The sequence below is a fragment of the Streptomyces sp. NPDC048411 genome (assembly GCF_040704695.1).
Taxonomy (GTDB): domain Bacteria; phylum Actinomycetota; class Actinomycetes; order Streptomycetales; family Streptomycetaceae; genus Streptomyces.
On sequence record NZ_JBEZKL010000141.1, the window covers coordinates 1 to 18,561 of the forward strand.

General features: G+C 69.1%; 15 protein-coding genes and 1 pseudogene. 6 read left to right on the forward strand and 10 right to left on the reverse strand.

Translation table 11 applies throughout. The features are described from left to right. The first annotated feature begins 218 nt into the window (after nucleotides 1-218). Nucleotides 219-1,499 (forward strand): bifunctional class I SAM-dependent methyltransferase/N-acetyltransferase, encoded by a 1,281-nt coding sequence (locus AB0915_RS32580; protein ID WP_366694494.1) that lies wholly within the window; start codon nucleotides 219-221, stop codon nucleotides 1,497-1,499. Between the two features lie 149 nt (nucleotides 1,500-1,648). Beyond that, the gene (gene idi, locus AB0915_RS32585; protein WP_366694495.1) at nucleotides 1,649-2,242 is read left to right on the forward strand and encodes an isopentenyl-diphosphate Delta-isomerase; all 594 of its coding nucleotides are present in this window, start codon (nucleotides 1,649-1,651) and stop codon (nucleotides 2,240-2,242) included. 39 nt (nucleotides 2,243-2,281) lie between these two features. Here idi and AB0915_RS32590 read toward each other — a convergent pair whose 3' ends face one another. Both AB0915_RS32590 and AB0915_RS32595 read right to left on the reverse strand, forming a co-directional pair. Beyond that, nucleotides 2,282-2,737: an ATP-binding protein gene (locus AB0915_RS32590; protein ID WP_366694496.1), complete on the reverse strand. Its 456-nt coding sequence runs from the start codon at nucleotides 2,735-2,737 to the stop codon at nucleotides 2,282-2,284. 206 nt (nucleotides 2,738-2,943) lie between these two features. Continuing rightward, nucleotides 2,944-3,498 (reverse strand): DUF308 domain-containing protein, encoded by a 555-nt coding sequence (locus AB0915_RS32595; protein ID WP_366694497.1) that lies wholly within the window; start codon nucleotides 3,496-3,498, stop codon nucleotides 2,944-2,946. A gap of 81 nt (nucleotides 3,499-3,579) precedes the next feature. Here AB0915_RS32595 and AB0915_RS32600 point away from each other — a divergent pair, with 81 nt between their 5' ends. Then, complete coding sequence (locus AB0915_RS32600; protein WP_366694498.1) at nucleotides 3,580-4,344, forward strand: enoyl-CoA hydratase-related protein; 765 nt, start codon at nucleotides 3,580-3,582, stop codon at nucleotides 4,342-4,344. A gap of 133 nt (nucleotides 4,345-4,477) precedes the next feature. On the opposite strand, the gene AB0915_RS32605 is transcribed toward AB0915_RS32600, so the two are convergent. Both AB0915_RS32605 and AB0915_RS32610 read right to left on the reverse strand, forming a co-directional pair. Beyond that, nucleotides 4,478-5,113 (reverse strand): DJ-1/PfpI family protein, encoded by a 636-nt coding sequence (locus tag AB0915_RS32605; protein WP_366694499.1) that lies wholly within the window; start codon nucleotides 5,111-5,113, stop codon nucleotides 4,478-4,480. A 46-nt stretch (nucleotides 5,114-5,159) separates the two neighbouring features. Then, nucleotides 5,160-6,122, reverse strand: a complete 963-nt coding sequence (locus tag AB0915_RS32610; RefSeq protein ID WP_366694500.1) for a GlxA family transcriptional regulator — start codon at nucleotides 6,120-6,122, stop codon at nucleotides 5,160-5,162. A gap of 134 nt (nucleotides 6,123-6,256) precedes the next feature. On the opposite strand from AB0915_RS32610, the gene AB0915_RS32615 reads away from it, so the two are divergent. Together AB0915_RS32615 and AB0915_RS32620 are read left to right on the forward strand one after the other, a co-directional pair. Continuing rightward, nucleotides 6,257-7,120, forward strand: a complete 864-nt coding sequence (locus AB0915_RS32615; RefSeq protein WP_366694501.1) for a hypothetical protein — start codon at nucleotides 6,257-6,259, stop codon at nucleotides 7,118-7,120. 145 nt (nucleotides 7,121-7,265) lie between these two features. After that, the gene (locus AB0915_RS32620) at nucleotides 7,266-9,680 is read left to right on the forward strand and encodes a Tex family protein (RefSeq protein ID WP_366694502.1); all 2,415 of its coding nucleotides are present in this window, start codon (nucleotides 7,266-7,268) and stop codon (nucleotides 9,678-9,680) included. Nucleotides 9,681-9,823: 143 nt separating this feature from the next. Here the strand turns inward: AB0915_RS32620 and AB0915_RS32625 are convergent, their stop codons facing one another. Beyond that, nucleotides 9,824-11,461, reverse strand: a complete 1,638-nt coding sequence (locus AB0915_RS32625; RefSeq protein ID WP_366694507.1) for an ABC-F family ATP-binding cassette domain-containing protein — start codon at nucleotides 11,459-11,461, stop codon at nucleotides 9,824-9,826. 229 nt (nucleotides 11,462-11,690) lie between these two features. Then, nucleotides 11,691-12,743, reverse strand: coding sequence for an oxidoreductase (locus AB0915_RS32630; protein ID WP_366694508.1), 1,053 nt, complete (start codon nucleotides 12,741-12,743; stop codon nucleotides 11,691-11,693). A gap of 66 nt (nucleotides 12,744-12,809) precedes the next feature. Between AB0915_RS32630 and AB0915_RS32635 the strand changes: the two genes are divergently transcribed. Continuing rightward, nucleotides 12,810-13,772 carry an FAD-dependent oxidoreductase gene (locus AB0915_RS32635; protein ID WP_366694503.1) on the forward strand — a complete coding sequence of 321 codons (963 nt, stop codon included), beginning with the start codon at nucleotides 12,810-12,812 and terminating at the stop codon, nucleotides 13,770-13,772. A gap of 141 nt (nucleotides 13,773-13,913) precedes the next feature. On the opposite strand, the pseudogene AB0915_RS32640 reads toward AB0915_RS32635, so the two are convergent. From AB0915_RS32640 to AB0915_RS32655, 4 genes and pseudogenes are all read right to left on the reverse strand, one after another. Then, a pseudogene (locus tag AB0915_RS32640) lies at nucleotides 13,914-14,096 on the reverse strand (BCCT family transporter); the annotation flags it as partial. A 403-nt stretch (nucleotides 14,097-14,499) separates the two neighbouring features. After that, a complete protein-coding gene (locus AB0915_RS32645; protein WP_366694504.1) occupies nucleotides 14,500-15,807 on the reverse strand; it encodes a hypothetical protein in 1,308 nt (435 codons plus the stop codon). 1 nt (nucleotide 15,808) lies between these two features. Next, nucleotides 15,809-17,470 (reverse strand): hypothetical protein, encoded by a 1,662-nt coding sequence (locus AB0915_RS32650; RefSeq protein WP_366694505.1) that lies wholly within the window; start codon nucleotides 17,468-17,470, stop codon nucleotides 15,809-15,811. Nucleotides 17,471-17,880: 410 nt separating this feature from the next. Then, nucleotides 17,881-18,465 (reverse strand): transposase, encoded by a 585-nt coding sequence (locus tag AB0915_RS32655; RefSeq protein WP_366694506.1) that lies wholly within the window; start codon nucleotides 18,463-18,465, stop codon nucleotides 17,881-17,883. Nucleotides 18,466-18,561: the final 96 nt, after the last annotated feature.

Sequence of the window (18,561 nt, forward strand, 5' to 3'; positions counted from 1 at the left end):
CCGATACTGGGCGTATCGGGGCGAGCCCGACAACGCAGCGCGCGTGCGTGCCAGGCGTCGCCAGGCAGGCGGGACTTTCGAAACACGCCCTAGTACCGTGACCGGCAACGTTTGCCCCGCGACGGGGCAAAGCTTGCCGGCAGGGGCACCAGCGCCCCGACTCACGCACGCCGAGTCGCCACGTTGGCCGGAACCCTCTCACTCAAGGGTTACCCACGTTGACCGACAACGATCACGCCGCCCGTTACGAGGCGTTCTTCTCCCTGCACCACCACCTGCCGCGGCAGAGCCCCGGCTCCGACGCCACCACCCGGTGGCTGCTCGCCCGCACCGGCCCGCTGCCGCGGCGTCCGCGCGTCCTCGATCTGGGCTGCGGTCCCGGCCGTGCCGCGCTGCTGCTCGCCGCCGAGGCCGGCGCCGAGGTGACGGCCGTCGACACCCATCAGCCGTTCCTCGACGAGCTGCGCGCGTCTGCCGAGGCGCGCGGGCTCGGCGACCGGATCCGTACCGTCCACGCCGACATGGGCAGGCTGTCCGGCCCAGGTACCCCGGACTTCGCGGACGCGTCGTTCGATCTGGTCTGGGCCGAGGGGTCCGCGTACATCATCGGCTTCGACACCGCGCTGCGGGACTGGAAGCGGCTGCTCGCCCCGGGCGGCTCGCTGGTCGTCAGCCATTGCGTCTGGACGACGGACGCGCCGTCGGACGAGGCGCGCGCCTTCTGGGACCAGGACGGCCCGATGCTCCCGGTGTCCGCACAGACGGCGCAGGCCGTCGCGGCGGGCTATCACGTCCTCGGGGTGCGGCTGCAGCCCGAGAGCGACTGGGACGAGTACTACGTGCCGCTCGGCGAGAAGGTCGCGGCCACCGATCCGTCGGCCCCCGGCATGGCGTGGGCGCTCGGGTCCACTCGGGAGGAACTGGCCATGCGCCGCGACCACGGTACGGAGTACGGCTATGCCGCGTACGCCCTGCGCCCCGCCGACCCCCGCTGGACCACCCGGCCGGAGACGACGGCGGACATCGGTGCGGTGCGCGCGGTCAATGCGGCAGCCTTCCCGACTCCGGACGAGGCCCGTCTCGTAGACACGCTGCGCACCGATCCGCGGGCCTGGCTGCCCGGTCTGTCCTACGTGGCACGGGAATCCGAAGGGACCGGGGACATCGCGGCGTACGCCCTGCTGACCCGGTGCCGGGTCGGTGACGCACCGGCGCTCGCACTGGCCCCCGTGGCGACGGCCCCGGACCGCCGGCGGCGGGGCGCGGGGCAGGCGGTGGTCCGGGCCGCGCTGGACGCGGCCCGGCTGCGGGGCGAATCGCTCGTGCTGGTGCTCGGGCATCCCGACTACTACCCGCGGTTCGGCTTCGTACCGGCGTCCCGGTACGGGATCCGGGCGGGCTTCGAGGTGCCGGACGAGGCGATGATGGCTCTGGTCCTCGACGATTCCGTGCCCGTGCCGACGGGCACGATCCAGTATCCGGCAGCATTCGGGATCTGACGTGCCGTCCGGTCCCGCCGCATCCACCAGGTGCGGCGGGACCGGACATGCCAGGACCCGAAGTACGGACAAGCCGCTTTTGTACGGCAGACTTGAGCAGACTCGAGGGGACCGGCGCACGAGGCCGGGCACCATAGCGAAGGATGGGTATGCCGACCACACCAGCCACCGCGGCGAACAGCTCGTCGAACGGCGCAGCAGAAGCGATCATGCTCGAACTGGTCGACGAGAACGGCACCACCATCGGCACGGCGGAGAAGCTCGCCGCCCACCAGGCACCCGGTCAACTGCACCGGGCGTTCTCCGTGTTCCTCTTCGACGAGCAGGGCAGACTGCTGCTTCAGCGCCGGGCGCTCGGCAAGTACCACTCGCCCGGTGTCTGGTCGAACACCTGCTGCGGCCACCCGTACCCGGGCGAGGCACCCTTCACCGCCGCCGCCCGGCGTACGTACGAGGAGCTCGGGATCTCGCCCTCGCTGCTGGCCGAGGCGGGCACCGTCCGCTACAACCACCCCGACCCGGCCTCGGGTCTGGTGGAGCAGGAGTTCAACCACCTCTTCGTCGGGATGGCGCAGGCGGAGCCGGAGCCGGACCCGGAGGAGGTCGGTGAGACAGCGTTCGTGGCCGCTGACGAACTGGCGAAGCGGCATGCCGAGGCACCGTTCTCGGCGTGGTTCATGACGGTGCTCGATGCTGCGCGCCCGGCGATCAGGGAGCTGACCGGCCCGTCCGCGGGCTGGTAGCGGCGAACCGAACGGCGGGCGTGGGACGGGCGGGGGCGGTCAGAGGTACGGGTTCAGCGGCAGCGCGGCCCAGATGATCTTTCCGCCGCCTGCAGTGTGCTCGACATCGCAGGCGCCGCCCGCCTCGTTCGTGATCTCCCGGACCAACAGCAGCCCGCGCCCGCCCGTCTGCGCATAGTCCGTCTCCAGCGCTGTGGGCCGGTACGGGTGGTTGTCCTCGACGGAGACTCTGACCCATTCGGCACCGACGGCCACCTCGACGGCGAGTTCCGGGGAGAGCAGCGCGGCGTGCTTCACGGCGTTGGTGACCAGCTCCGAGACGATGAGCAGCAGGCCCTGGGCGATGCCTTCGTCCATCGGCACGCCCTGGCGGTTCAGCAGATCGCGTACGGCGTGCCGGGCCTGCGGTACGGAGACGTCGACGGCCGGCGCGGTGAACCGCCAGACTCCCTCGTACGACACGGGTCTGGCGGGGACACTCCCGCGGCTCTCCATAGTTCCCGCACCTGCTCTCGACTCGACAGTCACTGCACGTCGAAGTACAGAGTGCGGGGAGTAGTCGGTCCGGGCTGTGCTACTGAGCAGAAGTCGACCTCTATCGACAGAATTTTTTTCAAGTGAGTATGACAGCGTCACTTCTTGGACTGGTTCTGATCTTCTCCTGAGGGCTTGTCCGGCAGTGCCTCGGCCGCCAACACGCCCTAGACCAGCGAGACGATGCGGCGGCCACCGACCCCGATCCCGATCAGGCTCAGCCCGTCGAAGAGCAACGTCAGCGAGAAGAACAAGCCGAGCACATAGAGGCTGCTGTGCGGCCAGTCGAAGAGCACCAACAATCCCAGAAGCAGCCCGAAGGCGCCCTGCAACAGCGTCCAGCCGAACTGCGGCCCACGCACCACGAGGCTTCCCACCAGCCGGAACACCCCACCGGTCAGGAAGAGCAGCGCGGCGAACATGGTGAGTGCCTCGGCCGTGCCGTGCGGATGACGGATCACGACGACACCTGCGGCGATGTACATCGCGGCGACCACCACACCGAGCCAGAAGTAGTCGGTGCCGCGGGACTGGATCGCGTGGAGCAGACCGATGAGGCCGCCGATGAGCAGCAGCCAGCCGAAAAGGAGCATCGAGGTGAGCGTGGCGGCCTCGGTGTAGACGAGACCGACCAGGCCGGCCACGACGAGCAGAGCGCCGAGCAGGACAAGCCCGCTGAAGCCGCGGCTCAGTTTGCTGCCCTGGAGTCCGTGACCGGGCATCTGACAGCTCCTCACGGTGCGTGCCTGCTTCCCGTCCCCTTCTTGATCATAGGTTCGAACGGGACGGATAGCATCCGGCGCATGGACCGTACGGAACCGCAACTGCAGCTCACCGTCGCGGACGGCATCGCCACCGTCGTGATCAGCAACCCGGCCAAGCGCAACGCCATGACGGCCGCCATGTGGCGGGCGCTGCCCGGACTGCTGGAGCGGATGGCCGCCGACCCCGCCGTGCGCGCCCTGGTTCTGACCGGCGCGGGGGGCACCTTCTGTGCGGGCGCGGACATCTCCTCGCTGCGGGACCGGGCGAGCGGCCCGGCGTACGATCCGCAGGCTCTGGCGGTGGCGGCCGAGGAGGCCCTGGCCGCCTTCCCCCGGCCGACGCTCGCCGCGGTGCGCGGCTACTGCGTGGGCGGCGGCAGCCAGCTGGCGGCCGCCTGCGATCTGCGGTTCGCCGAAGAAGGCGCTTTCTTCGGCGTCACCCCGGCCAAGCTCGGGATCGTCTACGCCGCGTCGTCGACCCGACGGCTGGTCTCGCTGATCGGACCGGCCGCGGCAAAGCATCTGCTGTTCTCCGGCGAGTTGATCGACACGGAACGGGCGCTGCGGACCGGACTGGTGGACGAGGTACTGCCGGCCGGCGAGCTGGACAAGCGGGTGGGGGCGTACGTACGGATCCTGGCATCGCGCTCACAGCTGACACAGGCGGCGGCGAAGGAGTTCGCCACGGGGCGGGAGGACCGGGACGCGTACTGGGTGGAGCTGGCGCGCCGCAGCGGCGACACCGCGGAGGGTGTCGCCGCCTTCCTGGAGCGGCGGGCGCCACACTTCACCTGGACGACCTGAGCGCCGGCCGTGATCCGCCGGACATCCCGTAGGGGCGCGTCCGCAGAGTCCCGCCCGGTCCGCGGCGGGCCACGCCCTCCGGGCGGACGGCGTCACGGTGCGGCCACCCTTCGCGGTTCTTTGCGGCCACCCCCTAATGAAGGATGAAGCGGCTCTTGGTGCGGAATTCCTCGACGAGCGCGGCCGGGGCCTTCTCCGGTGATCCCGCGTCGTACGGCGGCTGGGGGTCGTACTCCGTCAGCAGCTGTACGGCCTGGGCGTGCTCGTCGCCGGCGATCCGGCCGAGCAGGGTGAGCCCCATGTCGATGCCGGACGAGACGCCGGCGGCCGTCACGTACTTGCCGTCGATGACGACACGTTCGCCGGTCGGCTCCACTCCGAAGGTCTTGATGAGGTCCAGGGCGAGCCAGTGCGAGGTGGCGCGCCGCCCCTCCAGCAGACCGGCCGCGGCGAGCAGCAGCGAGCCGGTGCAGACGGAGGTCGTCCAGGTGCTGGCCGCATCCGCGGCGCGCAGCCAGCCGAGCAGCGTCTCGTTCTCCATCTGGGCGCTCTGGCCGGGGCCGCCGGGGACGATCACCACATCCGGGGCGGGTACGTCGGCGAGGGTCCGATCGGCGACGAGCGCGAGGCTGCCGCTGTCGTTGCGCACGGGGCCGGTCCGCTCGGCGACGAAGACGGTCTCGGCGCCGGGGGTGCGGGAGAGGACTTCGTAGGGGCCGACGGCGTCGAGTGAGGTGAAGCGGTCGAAGAGGACGATGGCGATCTGCATGGCATGTGCCTTTCGGTCGGTCGTCGATGGGCGGCGGGCCGGACGGTCAGTGAGCGGCCCGCTGGGTGCGGAAGCGTCGGCGGTATTCGGCGGGTGCCGTGCCGAGGGCCTTGATGAACGCGCGACGCATGGCCTCCGGGGTTCCGTAGCCGCAGGCGCGCGAGATGCCGAAGACTCCGTCGGTGGTGTCCTCCAGAAGCCGGCGGGCGTGTTCGAGGCGTACGCGGTCGACGTAACGGCCGGGCGTGAGGCCGGTCTCGGCCTGGAAGGCGCGGGCGAAGTGGCGGGGCGAGAGCCGGGCACGGTCGGCGAGTGCCTCGACGGTGAGGTCCTCGCCGGGGTGCTCAGTGATCCAGTGCTGGACGGCGCGCAGCGGTTCGCGCCGGGCGGTCTGTGCGGTGAGCTGGGCGCTGAACTGTGCCTGGTTGCCCGGCCTGCGCAGAAAGACCACGAGGTGGCGGGCGATCGTGAGCGCGATGTCCCGGCCGTGGTCCTCCTCGACGAGTGCGAGGGCGAGGTCGATACCGGCGGTGACCCCGGCGGAGGTGGCCAGCCTGCCGTCGCGCACGAAGATCGGGTCCGGGTCGACCTCGACCGCCGGGTAGCTGCGGGCGAGGTGGTCGCAGACCGTCCAGTGCGTGGTCACCCGGTGCCCGTCCAGGAGCCCGGCCGCGGCGAGCAGCAGCGCCCCCGTGCAGACGGAAACGAGCCGCTCGGCGCGCGGTGCGTGGCCGCGCAGCCAGTCGACGAGTGCCGGGTCGGGGACGCGGGTGCCCTCGCCGCCGGGAACAAGGAGGGTGTGCGGCGGATCGGCGTCGGCGAGACTGCCGTCCGGGACGAGGGTCAGGCCGCTGCTCGTACGCACCGGTGCGCCGTCGAGGGAAGCGGTGCGCAGTCCGTAAGCGGCCCCGGCGAAGTGGGAGGCCCCGGCGAAGACCTCCAAGGGACCGGTCACGTCGAGGCTCTGCACGCCGTCGAAGAGGACGACGAGTACGGATCGCTGCGTCATGGCTGCCATCCTGGACAGCGGGGAGCATGGCCGCAATGACGAAAAGCCCACCTTTTCTGCCATGCCCGGCCCGCACGAATCGGGTGCCTCGCACGGGGTTACAGGACGTACCGACCAGTCGGTAATGTGACCGTATGAGTATTCTGCCGCCGCAGGCCGGACGCCGCTGCCACAACGCCGTCAACCCGCTGCACTCGACGATCTACTTCTCCCCCGACCTCGGCAAGGAGTTCGGGGAGCTCGGCATCGACGACTCGAACGCCGTCTACATCGCCGGACGCGCGGCGGCGCTGGGCGCCGTCGGCCCCGGCACGGTCACCGCGACCTTCTACAACTTCAACCACGACCTCGTAGCCCGGCATCTGCCCGCCGTATGGTCCGTCGCCTCGCCGCAGGCGGTCCTGGACGCCCGGCTGCGCGCCGCCGACTCCACGCTGCGCCGGCTGCTGGGCGAGGAGATCATCACCTCCCCCGACATGGCCGAGGCGGCGGGGCTGGCGCTGCGCGCCGCCGAGGCGTGCACGCGACACGCCCGGCCGCTCTACGCCGCCCACGCCGATCTTCCGGTGCCACAGCAGCCGCACCTGGCGTACTGGCACGCCGGGACACTGCTGCGCGAGCACCGCGGCGACGGCCACCTCGCGGCTCTCGTCGAAGCCGGTCTCGACCCCGTGGAGGCCCTGGTCAGCCATACCGCGACCGGCAAGGGGATGAACCCGCGCTGGGTCCTCGCCACCCGCGGCTGGCGCAGCAGCGACTGGGACGAAGCCTCCGAGCGGCTGCGCGGGCGTGGACTCCTGGACGGCGAGGGCGAGTTGACGGAGGCGGGCGTCGCGCTGCGGGCGGAGCTGGAGGACACCACGGACCGGATGGACCTGGCACCGTACGAGCATCTGGGAGCGGAGGGCGTGGAGCGGCTCACCGAGCTGGCGCGCGGATTTCTCCTCACGGCGGCTTCTGCGGGTGCGTTCCCGGCCGATCTGATGGGCAAGGGCTGATCCCGCCGACCGGCGGACAAGTGGGGTGGTCGGGCGACATGGCGCCCGGCCACCCGGCACAATGCAGACCGAAGGGGCCCCGCCCCGGTAAGCACAGCCAGTACAGCCCAGCACAGCCAGTACGAGAAGGCGAGTCGGTAGAACCGTGACGACGTCCATCGAAGGCAGGATCGCCGAGGAGCTCGGCGTACGCGAGCGGCAGGTGAAAGCGGCCGTAGAGCTGCTCGACGGCGGGTCGACCGTGCCGTTCATCGCGCGCTACCGCAAGGAAGCGACCGAGATGCTCGACGATGCGCAGCTGCGCACGCTCGAGGAGCGGTTGCGATACCTGCGGGAACTGGAGGACCGGCGGGCGGCGATCCTCGACTCCGTACGCGAACAGGGCAAGCTCGACGAGGCCCTGGAAGCGCAGATCCGGGCCGCCGACACCAAGGCGCGGCTCGAGGACATCTATCTGCCGTTCAAGCCGAAGCGGCGGACCAAGGCGCAGATCGCACGGGAAGCAGGGCTCGAACCGCTCGCCGACGGTTTGCTGGGCGACCCGTCCGTCGAACCGCTCGCCGCTGCCGCCGCCTTCGTCGACGCCGGCAAGGGTGTCGCGGACGCCGCCGCGGCTCTGGAGGGTGCCCGTGCGATCCTCACCGAGCGGTTCTCGGAGGACGCCGACCTGATCGGCGAGCTGCGTGAGCGCATGTGGTCGCGCGGGCGGCTGGCCGCGAAGGTGCGGGACGGCAAGGAGGAGGAGGGCGCGAAGTTCGCCGACTACTTCGACTTCGCCGAGCCGTTCACCGCGCTGCCCTCGCACCGGGTCCTCGCGATGCTCCGGGGCGAGAAGGAGGACGTGCTCGACCTGGTCCTGGAGCCGGAGGAACCCTCGGAGACACCGGGCCCTTCGACGTACGAGAACATGGTCGCCCGCCGTTTCGGCGTGGCCGACCGGGGCCGCCCGGGCGACAAGTGGCTCGGCGACACGGTGCGGTGGGCGTGGCGGACCCGGATCCTCGTCCACCTCGGGATCGATCTGCGGCTGCGGCTGCGGACGGCGGCGGAGGACGAGGCGGTACGGGTCTTCGCGTCGAACCTGCGCGACCTGCTGCTCGCCGCGCCGGCCGGGACGCGCGCCACGCTGGGGCTCGACCCCGGTTTCCGTACAGGTGTGAAGGTCGCCGTCGTCGACGCGACCGGCAAGGTCGTCGCGACCGACGTCATCTACCCGCACGTCCCGGCGAACAAGTGGGACGAGTCCCTGGCCAAGCTGGAACGGCTGGCGAAGGAGCACTCCGTCGATCTGATCGCGATCGGCAACGGCACGGCGTCCCGCGAGACGGACAAGCTCGCGGGTGAACTGTGCGAGAGGCACCCGGAGCTGAAGCTCACCAAGGTGATGGTGTCCGAGGCGGGCGCCTCGGTGTACTCGGCTTCCGCCTTCGCCTCGCAGGAACTCCCCGACATGGACGTGTCGCTGCGTGGTGCGGTGTCGATCGCCCGGCGTCTGCAGGACCCACTGGCCGAGCTCGTGAAGATCGACCCGAAGTCGATCGGTGTCGGCCAGTACCAGCACGACCTGTCCGAAGTGAAACTGTCGCGCTCACTGGACGCGGTCGTCGAGGACTGTGTGAACGGCGTCGGTGTCGACGTCAACACCGCGTCGGCCCCGCTGCTCTCGCGGGTCTCCGGCATCGGCTCCGGTCTCGCCGAGAACATCGTCGCGCACCGGGACACGAACGGGCCGTTCCGGTCCCGGAAGGCGCTGAAGGACGTGGCGCGGCTGGGCCCGAAGGCGTACGAGCAGTGTGCGGGCTTCCTCCGGATCCGCGGAGACGACCCGCTCGACGCGTCGAGCGTGCACCCGGAGGCGTACCCGGTGGTGCGGCGGATGGCGAAGACGGTGGGCGGGGATGTCGCGTCGCTGGTCGGCAACTCGGGTGTGCTGCGGTCGCTGCGGGCGGACGACTTCGTGGACGAGAAATTCGGGCTGCCGACGGTCACGGACATCCTGAGGGAGCTGGAGAAGCCGGGTCGCGACCCGCGGCCCGCGTTCAAGACGGCCACCTTCAAGGAGGGCGTCGAGAAGATCGGTGATCTGGCCCCCGGGATGGTGCTGGAGGGGGTCGTCACGAATGTCGCCGCGTTCGGGGCGTTCGTGGACGTCGGTGTGCACCAGGACGGTCTGGTGCACGTGTCGGCCATGTCGAAGACCTTCGTGAAGGATCCGCGGGATGTCGTGAAGCCGGGCGACATCGTGAAGGTGAAGGTGATGGACGTCGACATTCCGCGGAAGCGGATCTCGTTGACGCTGCGGCTGGACGACGAGGCTTCAAAGGGACAGTCGTCGTCGCAGGGCGGCGGGACGAAGCGGGAGCGGGGTGGCCAGGGCGGTCGGCCGCCGCGGCAGCGGCAGGGCCAGGGTCAGGGTCAGGGCGGTCAGGACCGTGACCGGCGCGGTGGCGGTGGTGGCGGCTCTGCGCGTCAGGCGCCGGCACCGGTAAACAGCGCCATGGCGGATGCGTTGCGGCGGGCGGGGCTGGCGGATCCGAAGCAGAGCGGAAGGAATCGCTGACGGCGGGGGCGGGTGAGGGCGGTCCGCTGCGCGGCTGTTCGCCACCCGCCCCTTCCCGAATCGAAGGGGGTTCGTCACCGGACCCCTTTTCGTCCTCAATCGCCGGACGGGCTCGGCCTTTCGCCTGCTCGGGCCTGAGTGGGTCAGGCCTCGGTCAGCTTGCCGTCGGCCACCTCGACGCGCCGCGTCGTCCGCACCGCCTCCAGCATCCTTCGGTCGTGCGTGACCAGCAGCAGCGTCCCCGTGTACGAGTCGAGCGCCGACTCCAGCTGTTCGATCGCGGGCAGGTCGAGGTGGTTCGTCGGCTCGTCCAGGACCAGGAGGTTCACGCCCCTGCCCTGGAGAAGGGCGAGGGCCGCCCGGGTCCGTTCGCCCGGGGAGAGGGTCGTGGCGGGCCGCATCACATGGTCCGCGCGCAGCCCGAACTTGGCGAGCAGCGTGCGGACCTCGGCCGGTTCGGTCTCGGGGACGGCTGCGCAGAACGCCTCCAGCAGGGTCTCCGAGCCGTGGAACAGCTTCCGTGCCTGGTCCACCTCGCCCACCACCACGCCCGAGCCGAGCGTCGCATGGCCCGAGTCCAGCGGCAGGCGGCCGAGCAGCGCCGCGAGGAGAGTGGACTTGCCGGCTCCGTTGGCGCCGGTGATCGCCACTCGGTCCGCCCAGTCGATCTGCAGCGACGCCGGCCCGAACGCGAAGTCGCCGCGCACGACCTGCGCCTCGCGGAGCGTGGCGACGACCGATCCGGAGCGCGGGGCCGTGGCGATCTCCATCCGCAGCTCCCACTCCTTGCGCGGCTCCTCGACGACATCGAGCCGTTCGATCATGCGCTGCGTCTGCCGGGCCTTCGCAGCCTGCTTCTCGCTCGCTTCGCTGCGGAACTTGCGGCCGAGCTTGTCGGAGTCGGTGGCCTTGCGGCGGGCGTTCCTGACGCCCTTGTCCATCCAGCCGCGCTGCATCTGGGCGCGGCCTTCGAGGGCGGAGCGCTTGTCGGCATACTCCTCGAACTCCTCGCGGGCATGCCTGCGGGCCCGGTCGCGCTCCTCCAGATAGGCCGCGTACCCACCGCCGTAGAGGTTGATCTGCTGCTGGGCGAGATCGAGCTCGAGGACTTTCGTGACCGTACGCATCAGGAACTCGCGGTCGTGGCTGATGACGACGGTGCCGGCGCGCAGCCCGGAGACGTAGCGCTCCAGCCGCTCCAGGCCGTCCAGGTCGAGGTCGTTGGTGGGCTCGTCGAGCAGGAAGACGTCGTACCGCGACAGAAGCAGCGAGGCGAGTCCGGCGCGGGCGGCCTGGCCGCCCGAGAGCGCGGTCATCGGCAGGTCGAGGCCCACGGTCAGACCGAGGTCGGCGGCGATCTCCTCGGCGCGCTCGTCGAGGTCGGCGCCGCCGAGGGCCAGCCAGCGTTCGAGAGTTTCGGAGTACGCGTCGTCCGCCCCCGGTGCCCCGTCGACGAGGGCCTGGGTGGCGGCGTCCATCGCCGTCTGGGCGTCGGCGACGCCGGTCCGGCGGGCAAGGAAGTCCCGCACGGTCTCGTCCTGGCGGCGCTCCGGCTCCTGCGGGAGGTGACCGACGGTGGCGGTGGGCGGAGAGAGCCGCAGCTCGCCCTCCTCCGGCCGGTCGAGCCCGGCGAGCAGCCGGAGCAAAGACGATTTTCCGGCTCCGTTGACTCCGACGAGACCGATCACGTCACCGGGTGCGACGACGAGGTCGAGACCGGCGAAGAGAGTGCGGTCGCCGTGTCCGGCGGCGAGGTCCTTGGCGACGAGAGTGGCAGTCATCAGGGTGTCGATCCTAATCGTCGGACGGCTTCGCTCTCGACGGGAGTCGGAGAAGCCGGCGGGGGTGCCGGGGCGCAGTTCCGCGCGAGTGCGGGCGCGGATCGCGGGGGCGGGCCCGCCCAGGTCGCCGTTCATCGCGGCATGGAGGCGGACCTCCTGGACGACTGGTGGTGCGTTCGAGGCATCGTGTGCGGCGATGGGCGAACCGCCAGGGCAATCGACGCCCTGGTCAGTGGTGGATCACGGGTGCCACCAGCACGCTCCCGGTGGTGCGTGCCACGATGAAGGTTTGCCCCTTGACGGCCCGTGCGCCCAGTGGAATTCGATGCTGCCCCGGCTCCAGTACGCCGTCGAAGACCTCCTGCGCGTGGGTGCGGTACAGCCGGTCGAGGCGGTACGCGACCAGGCTGACCCGGCAGGCCGAGGTGACGTCGACCTCGGCCGTGCCGTCCGCCGCCATCAGCCGGACCAGGCGGCGCCGGGCCGGTGCGCTGCGGTCCAGGGCGTGTTCGATCTGGGCGACCAGCACCGGAATCACCGGGGCCAGGCCGTCCACGTAGGCGACGTCCGCGGCGGCCCGGGTGAACGCCTGCCGCACGGCGGCGCGTTCGTCCTCGGTGATCGCCCGGCCGAAGGCCACCGCGCGGTAGCCGCGGAGTTCCTCGGCCGGTACCTGGGCGGCGTCCGCGGTGATGTCGGCGCCGATCCCGATGGTGCGGAGCGCGGCGGCGAGCTTGGCGAGTACGGCGACTCGAGCGCCGATGAGCAGCACGCGCTGTCCGGCGGGCGCGTCCGGGGCCGGTTCCGTGCCGTTCGCCCCCTCGGACGGCAGAAGGCGTTCCAGTTCCTGCCGGTACTGGTCGCCGTCGAAGCGGAACGGCCCTGTGCCGTGGTAGCCGCCCTGTTCCAGGTCGGCGGTCTTGTTCGTCTGCCAGGCGAAGTCGCGCCAGACGACGTCGGTGCCGTCGCGTTCGATGACGGCGGTGACCGCCCCGCATGCGAGGCTCTCGCATGCGGGACACCCGTAGATCACATAGCGTCCGTCGGGCAGTGGGGCGTCCGCTTCGAGGAGCAGGCGCCGCACGTGGGTGGTGAAGATCGCGGGCGGTACGTCGGAGGCGAGCGGGGAGACGGCGTCGAGGTCGGAGAGGTGGAACAGCAGCGGACGGCCGTCGATGACGAAGTCCATGAAGTCCCGGTGCACCTGGTGGTCACCACTGGCCAGAACTCCACCGGCTCGCCTCGCCGGCACAAGGCCGAAAGTCGCGTACTCGGCAGACATGTTCCGAGTATTCCCCACGCGGACCCGATGTGCGCACGGCCGCGCGGATTCCGTTAGCGTCCGGCCATGAGCGACACACGGGCAGTGGTGACGGGACGAACGGACGTGCCGGACGTGATCGTGGTGGGTGGTGGGATCAGCGGGCTGACCACGGCCCTGGTGCTGGCCGAGCGCGGCCACCGGGTGCGGGTCTGGTCCCGGGAGCCGGCCGCGGCAACGACGTCGGCGGTGGCGGGGGCGTTGTGGTGGCCGTACCGGATCGAGCCGGAGGAGCTGGTCGGCGACTGGTCGCTGACCTCGCTCCGGAAATATGAGGAGCTGGCCGGGCGCCCGGACGAGACGGGGGTGCGGCTGGTCTCCGGTCTGCACGGGGGCGAGCGGCTCGCCGCTCTCGGGTCGTGGGCAGAGCAGTTGAAGGACGTGACGGAGGTCGCGGAGGGGCTGCGGGTCCGGCTGCCGCTGATCGACATGCCGGTGCATCTGAGCTGGCTGGAGCGGCAGTTGGCGGCGACAGGCGGCGCTGTCGAGCGGCGTACGGTCACCTCGTTCGACGAAGCCGCCGCGGAGACGTCGACGGTGGTCAACTGCACTGGTCTCGGGGCGCGCGAGCTGGTACCCGATGCCGGGGTTCGCCCGGTCCGCGGCCAGCTGGTGCTGGTGGAGAACCCGGGGATCGAGAAGTGGTTCACCGAGGCGGACCCTGCGTCGGACGCGACGACGTACTTCTTCCCGCAGCCCGGGAGGCTGGTTCTCGGCGGCACGGCCGAGGCGGACGACTGGAGCACCGTGCCCGACCCCCGTACCGCCGAGGAGATCGTGACCCGGTGTGCCCGGATCCGGCCGGAGATCGCGGGGGCGCGGGTCATCGGGCACCTGGTGGGTCTGCGTCCCGCACGCGACACCGGTGTGCGGATCGGGGCCGAACCGCTGCCGGGCGGTGGGCGGTTGGTGCACAACTACGGCCATGGGGGTGCGGGGGTGACGGTGGCCCTGGGCTGCGCGCGGGCGGCGGCCGATCTCCTTTCCTGAACCGGGCCGCGGGGCAGAGCACGCGGGCGGCCCGGCGACGGGCGGCCGGGGCGCCGGGGCCTCGGTCGGACGGTGTTCCGGGCTCGGACGGGTGATCGCGGTGGTCCGTGCCCGGGCCCGGGCCCGGGCCGATGCGGGTCTCGAAGTCGAGTCGGTGGCGGTGGCGGTGGCGCCCCAGGTCACGAAGGCGAGGGTGAGGTCGGCGGCGACTCCGAACACCACCCGGTCGGTTGTGAGGTGCCGGGCTCGCGTTGGGCCGCCGGGCAGATCCGCCGTGACCGGCAGATCCCCCCGGCCGCCCGTTCTCCGTTCGTCCTGCGACACGAGTGGCACCTTTCACGGAAGCTGAGTTCCGCTCTCCGAAGCCGACGCCGCCACGGTCCTGGAACCGGACTGGGCCGCCTGGGTAGACCAGACCGAGCTTCAGATCATGAACAGCCGGTGCTGGACGGAGTTGCGGCGTCCGCTGCGCGCGGTCCCCGTTCTGGAAACCGCACTCACGCAGTACGGCGACACCTACGCGCGGGACAAAAGTCTGTACCTGTCCTGGCTCGCCGACTCGTACCTGACCGCAGGCGAGGTCGAGCAGGCTGCCTCTACGGCCAGCCGAGCGCTGGACCTGGCCGTCGGGTGTCGCAGGTTCGAATCCTGTCGGGGGCCTCAGCACCGTCCCGTTCGACTTGGGTCCGCCCGGGCTGCCGTCGGGCGGACCATATTGCCCTCGCTCTCAGTACTGGCAGCTCGTCAGTCCCGAGCACATGAGGCACGATGATCTGAGCCACGCGGCCTCGATGGACGCAATGGGGGCATGCGGCAATAGCGCATCGTTCTCGTTACCTGCCGGGACCTTGCCGACCAGGCGGTCGGCCGGCGGTAGATGATGCCCCTCGAGTCGCGACCTGGACACCAGCTGTCTGTCATGAAGCGGGCCGATGTCTTTCCTCTGAACAGCGTGCCAGTAAACGTGCAGGCCGCGTGCGGCCCATGTGGTGGCTGCCGAGACGAAACGAGCCTGTGCGGCAGGTCCGATCTGCTTGAGTGGTCGACCGCTGAGAAGACGCAACGTGCGGTTCTTGCCCTCCGCCACGGTGCTGAGCTCGTCCAGGAAGTCCGTCAGGTCCGGAAGCCCAGTACTCAAGTAGCGGTCGTACCAGAACACGTCGTCACTTCCGTAAATTCGGCAGTAGAAACGCTGCACCGCCGCTCTACGGTCCCTGGGCCAAGCCGATCCTGAGCCGATGACCAGGTCCTTAATGCCACGACTATGGAATGCCTTCGCTATCGCGGATCGCCCTGAAGAGGTCCGGATGACAATCGGACTAAGCCGAGCGTCGATCTCTTCGCAAGCGAGTTCCAAACCCTCCCTACGCGATAGATCGATGATCCGCTGTGCCGCATCCGACTGGGTGTGATAGGCGAGACTGACAACCGCCTCCTCGATTTCTGCTTCAGTGAGCCGGCCGTCGGCGTAGCTTCTCAACAGGCCGACACTGCCGCCGTACTCGAGGGCGGTCGACTCAGCTGCGACGTTGCCGATCTCGGATTCACTTAGTGCCTGGGATATCTCCTCGACAGTCAGAAGAGGCATGAGGAACACCTCATGAGCAGCGTCCACGAGGGGACTCGCCTGTTCGCCGAACCGTGAGAGGTTCTCGCCCGGTGCGCCCACGATGAGGGCCCCGGTCGAGACGGCCTGCGGCCCGTCCACGCACAGACGGGTCATCCTCTGCTGCCACGGAGTGCCGGGAGACGATCTGACCATCTTTCCCCAGTCGTCCAGAAGCAGGGCCGCCTGTCCCCAACGTAAGATTTGCGACTCGACTTCTCGCACCACGGAGTCGGGGTCTGCCTTTTCCTCGGGCCGCAGGATGCGGGGAGCACACCCAATAATTTCCTTGTACTGCTCGGCGATGCTGGCGAGAAGAACCGAGCGGCCGGAACCTGGCATCGCACGGAGAAGCACGATCTGGCCGTGGGCGAGGTGTTCGACGATTGCTTCGGCAAGTACGTCGTGGCTTTTGAACCGGAACGTCATGTCACGTCGTCCTCGTAAGTGCTCTCATCCGAACACTTCCGTCATCGTGAAGCAGCCCATAGGAAATGGCGTGTTCCAGACCGGATGTACCCATGGGGCCGAACTGCAGGTTCGACCATCGCTCGCTGAGTAGCGTCGATTCCTCGGGAAACCACTCGGCGAAGCTTTCCGGGATGGCGCGAGCGTGTTCCAGCGGCGAGCCCGGCCCCCTGGCGGCGAAGGCTTTCTGTACGTCACTCTTCTGCACCTGGTAGGGCACCACCCCTCCGGGGCGGTGGCGGTGCACGTGGGAGCAGGCCTGGCGGGTCAGCAATGGGTGGCCTCCGTATTCCTCCATTAGTTCGTCAATCACCTCATAGCTTCGGAATTTGAGGCCGGTCCGCTTACCGAGGGTCCGAATCATATTCTGCAGCTCATCCCGGTCCATCGGCTCGATGAATTTAAGCGCCGAGAATTGGAAAAGCGGATTGGTGATACCTCGTACCGAAGCTCTCTCGAAGAGCGAAGGGTCGACCCCGGCGGACAGGATGACCGGAGGAATCTGGCCGCGACTCTGGCGCTTCTGAATGAAGGCGCGAAGTTGTGAGAGTGCCCGCAAGAGCCCGACTTCTTCATCGGCCTCGGCCCTGCTGAGAATCCGCGACGGGAGTGCGCTGTCGATCTCATCGATCACGAAGATAACATCGCGTGAGGCGGGGACTGCGTTCAGAAGCAAGTCCAGGTCGCTCATCCAGTATTCGTTGATGAAGTCATCCCGCCCATGGGATCTCAAGCTACGCAACCTTGGAACGAGGATCTTGCTCTTGGTCAGCTCTTCCGAAAGTGACCTCACGACGCCTGCTCGAAAACGCCGTGGAGTTCCGAAGTACTCGTTGAGGTCCAAGTTCACCACGATTGAGCCGCGCTCCCGTTCCAGCACCGAAACGCGATTCAACAGGCTGCTCTTCCCTGCCTTCCGGAGTCCGAAGATGCCGACGTGCTGGCCTTGGTGGAGGAACCGCCTGACACTGGATATATCGCGCTGTCGGCCAAAAAATGCACTGGGAGAGGTGATGGGGGTAGTGACGTTGAAGTGGTCGACGCTCTCCAGCATCTCGGAGACGATGACCCTAAAATCGGGGACCTCACCCGGCAGGCTCTGTCCGTCAATGGTCAGGATAGCGGCCTCGCCCGCCCGCATTCTGACCAGCCGTCGGGCATTACTGTCCCTGCTGATCAGGACGGCGATCTCGTCCTCCACCCGCGCGTTGTTTCGCATCTGCGACTGGAGGTCGTTCAAGATTCGTGGCTCGACGGCCTCGTAGTCCGTGACAAGAAAGAGAAGTTCCCGATCGATATCGAACATCTCGGCGGTAGGTGTGGGAAGGATACCAAAAAGGCTCCATCGCCCTTGCAACCCCTGTTCAACGCGAACCACTTTGATTCGATTTCGACTCAAATAGGTAGTCAAGCTCTTACCGAAAGTGTGCCTGTGTTCGAATCCCGCGATCTTCTCTTCCAGCCTCATCTGGTTCCTGGTGGGCGCCGACGCCCCCTTCGGCTTGTTGCTGGCATCGTTTGAGTTCAACAGAAACCTCGTTCGCTTTCCGTGACGGATCGTCAGGATACGTCTTTCGGCGCGCTCTGCATAGGCGGCGAGATTGGGATGCCGGATCGTGAGCATGCGAGAAACCAAAAACCGTGCACTGTGCACGGGTGTGCAGTGCAGGACCTCTCCCACAACGTTGCAAATGACAAAGGGCGGTGGAGGCGTCGAGCCGGGGTCGGCTACTGCGTCGGTGAACCGTCGCAGCCGGTCGTGACAGTCGCCCGAGAGCTTCGGGCCAGCCGCAGGCAGAGTGGAGGACGATGACAGGCAGGGGCCTGGGAAGCGGCTGCCGAAATGATCGTGGGATTAGCCTCGATTCGTCAGCGGTCGTGAGTGCGTGACGGGATTACTGGTTCGCCCTGTTTGTCCCGCGTGATCGCGGGTGGGGCCTTCGCGTGTCGCCGCGGCTGCGCCGGGGTTCCACGGCACCCGGAGGTCGTTCGGGGCTGCTCCTTCCTGTCTTGCTGGGGTTGTCGGGGTGCTCGTTAGGTGACGGCCGGGAGAGTGCTCAGCCGTTGCCAGCAGGTGGTGAATGCCGTGGCCCAGGGCCAGGTCGCCTCGATCCGCAGCCAGCGGCGGCGGGCGTGGTCGGCGAGGCGGGCGGGCAGGTGGTAGCGGCGGAAGCGCATGGTGTCCGGCTCGGCGTCGGCCAGGTCGTCGATGTCATGCAGGGCGAGCAGCCGCACCCACGCGTCGAGGTCGGCGGCGAGGTTCGCGGCGAGCATCCATCCGCGGTTCACTTCCCATGAGGCGGAGGGCAAGTTGTCCAGTCCCATGGCCTTGTTGGTGCGCACCCGGTCTTCCACGGACGCGTGTGAGCGGTGCAGCACGTCCAGGAACTGGCTGTGTCCTGAGCCGGCGATGCCCCACATGTGACGGATGTTGGTCGCGGTGATGCAGTAGCGCCAGCCGGTCTTCTTCTCGAACGCGGTCAGTTTCTTCAGGTGTCGCCGGGTCGGGCGCACCCGGCGCACGATCAGTCGCATACCCTCGGGCCAGCCTTCGCGGGTGTTCAGCCCGGTCAGCTCCGCGACGTAGTAGCCCTCCTGGAGGCTGCCGTCCTGGTGCACGGTGAAGCTCCCCCTTTGACCTGGACAGCCTGATACTGGGACGGAAGGTCCCGGAGGAAGCAGTTACAGGCAGTGAGCAAGAAGAGCAATATGAGC

Excerpts from the sequence above, each read along its gene's own strand:
- AB0915_RS32610 (WP_366694500.1), bottom strand. The coding sequence starts at position 6,122 with ATGACGCAGCGATCCGTACTCGTCGTCCTCTTCGACGGCGTGCAGAGC.
- AB0915_RS32645 (WP_366694504.1), bottom strand. The coding sequence starts at position 15,807 with ATGACGTTCCGGTTCAAAAGCCACGACGTACTTGCCGAAGCAATCGTC.
- AB0915_RS32630 (WP_366694508.1), bottom strand. The coding sequence starts at position 12,743 with ATGTCTGCCGAGTACGCGACTTTCGGCCTTGTGCCGGCGAGGCGAGCC.
- AB0915_RS32590 (WP_366694496.1), bottom strand. The coding sequence starts at position 2,737 with ATGGAGAGCCGCGGGAGTGTCCCCGCCAGACCCGTGTCGTACGAGGGA.
- idi (WP_366694495.1), top strand. The coding sequence starts at position 1,649 with ATGCCGACCACACCAGCCACCGCGGCGAACAGCTCGTCGAACGGCGCA.
- AB0915_RS32625 (WP_366694507.1), bottom strand. The coding sequence starts at position 11,461 with ATGACTGCCACTCTCGTCGCCAAGGACCTCGCCGCCGGACACGGCGAC.
- AB0915_RS32635 (WP_366694503.1), top strand. The coding sequence starts at position 12,810 with ATGAGCGACACACGGGCAGTGGTGACGGGACGAACGGACGTGCCGGAC.
- AB0915_RS32650 (WP_366694505.1), bottom strand. The coding sequence starts at position 17,470 with ATGCTCACGATCCGGCATCCCAATCTCGCCGCCTATGCAGAGCGCGCC.
- AB0915_RS32605 (WP_366694499.1), bottom strand. The coding sequence starts at position 5,113 with ATGCAGATCGCCATCGTCCTCTTCGACCGCTTCACCTCACTCGACGCC.
- AB0915_RS32600 (WP_366694498.1), top strand. The coding sequence starts at position 3,580 with ATGGACCGTACGGAACCGCAACTGCAGCTCACCGTCGCGGACGGCATC.
- AB0915_RS32595 (WP_366694497.1), bottom strand. The coding sequence starts at position 3,498 with ATGCCCGGTCACGGACTCCAGGGCAGCAAACTGAGCCGCGGCTTCAGC.
- AB0915_RS32615 (WP_366694501.1), top strand. The coding sequence starts at position 6,257 with ATGAGTATTCTGCCGCCGCAGGCCGGACGCCGCTGCCACAACGCCGTC.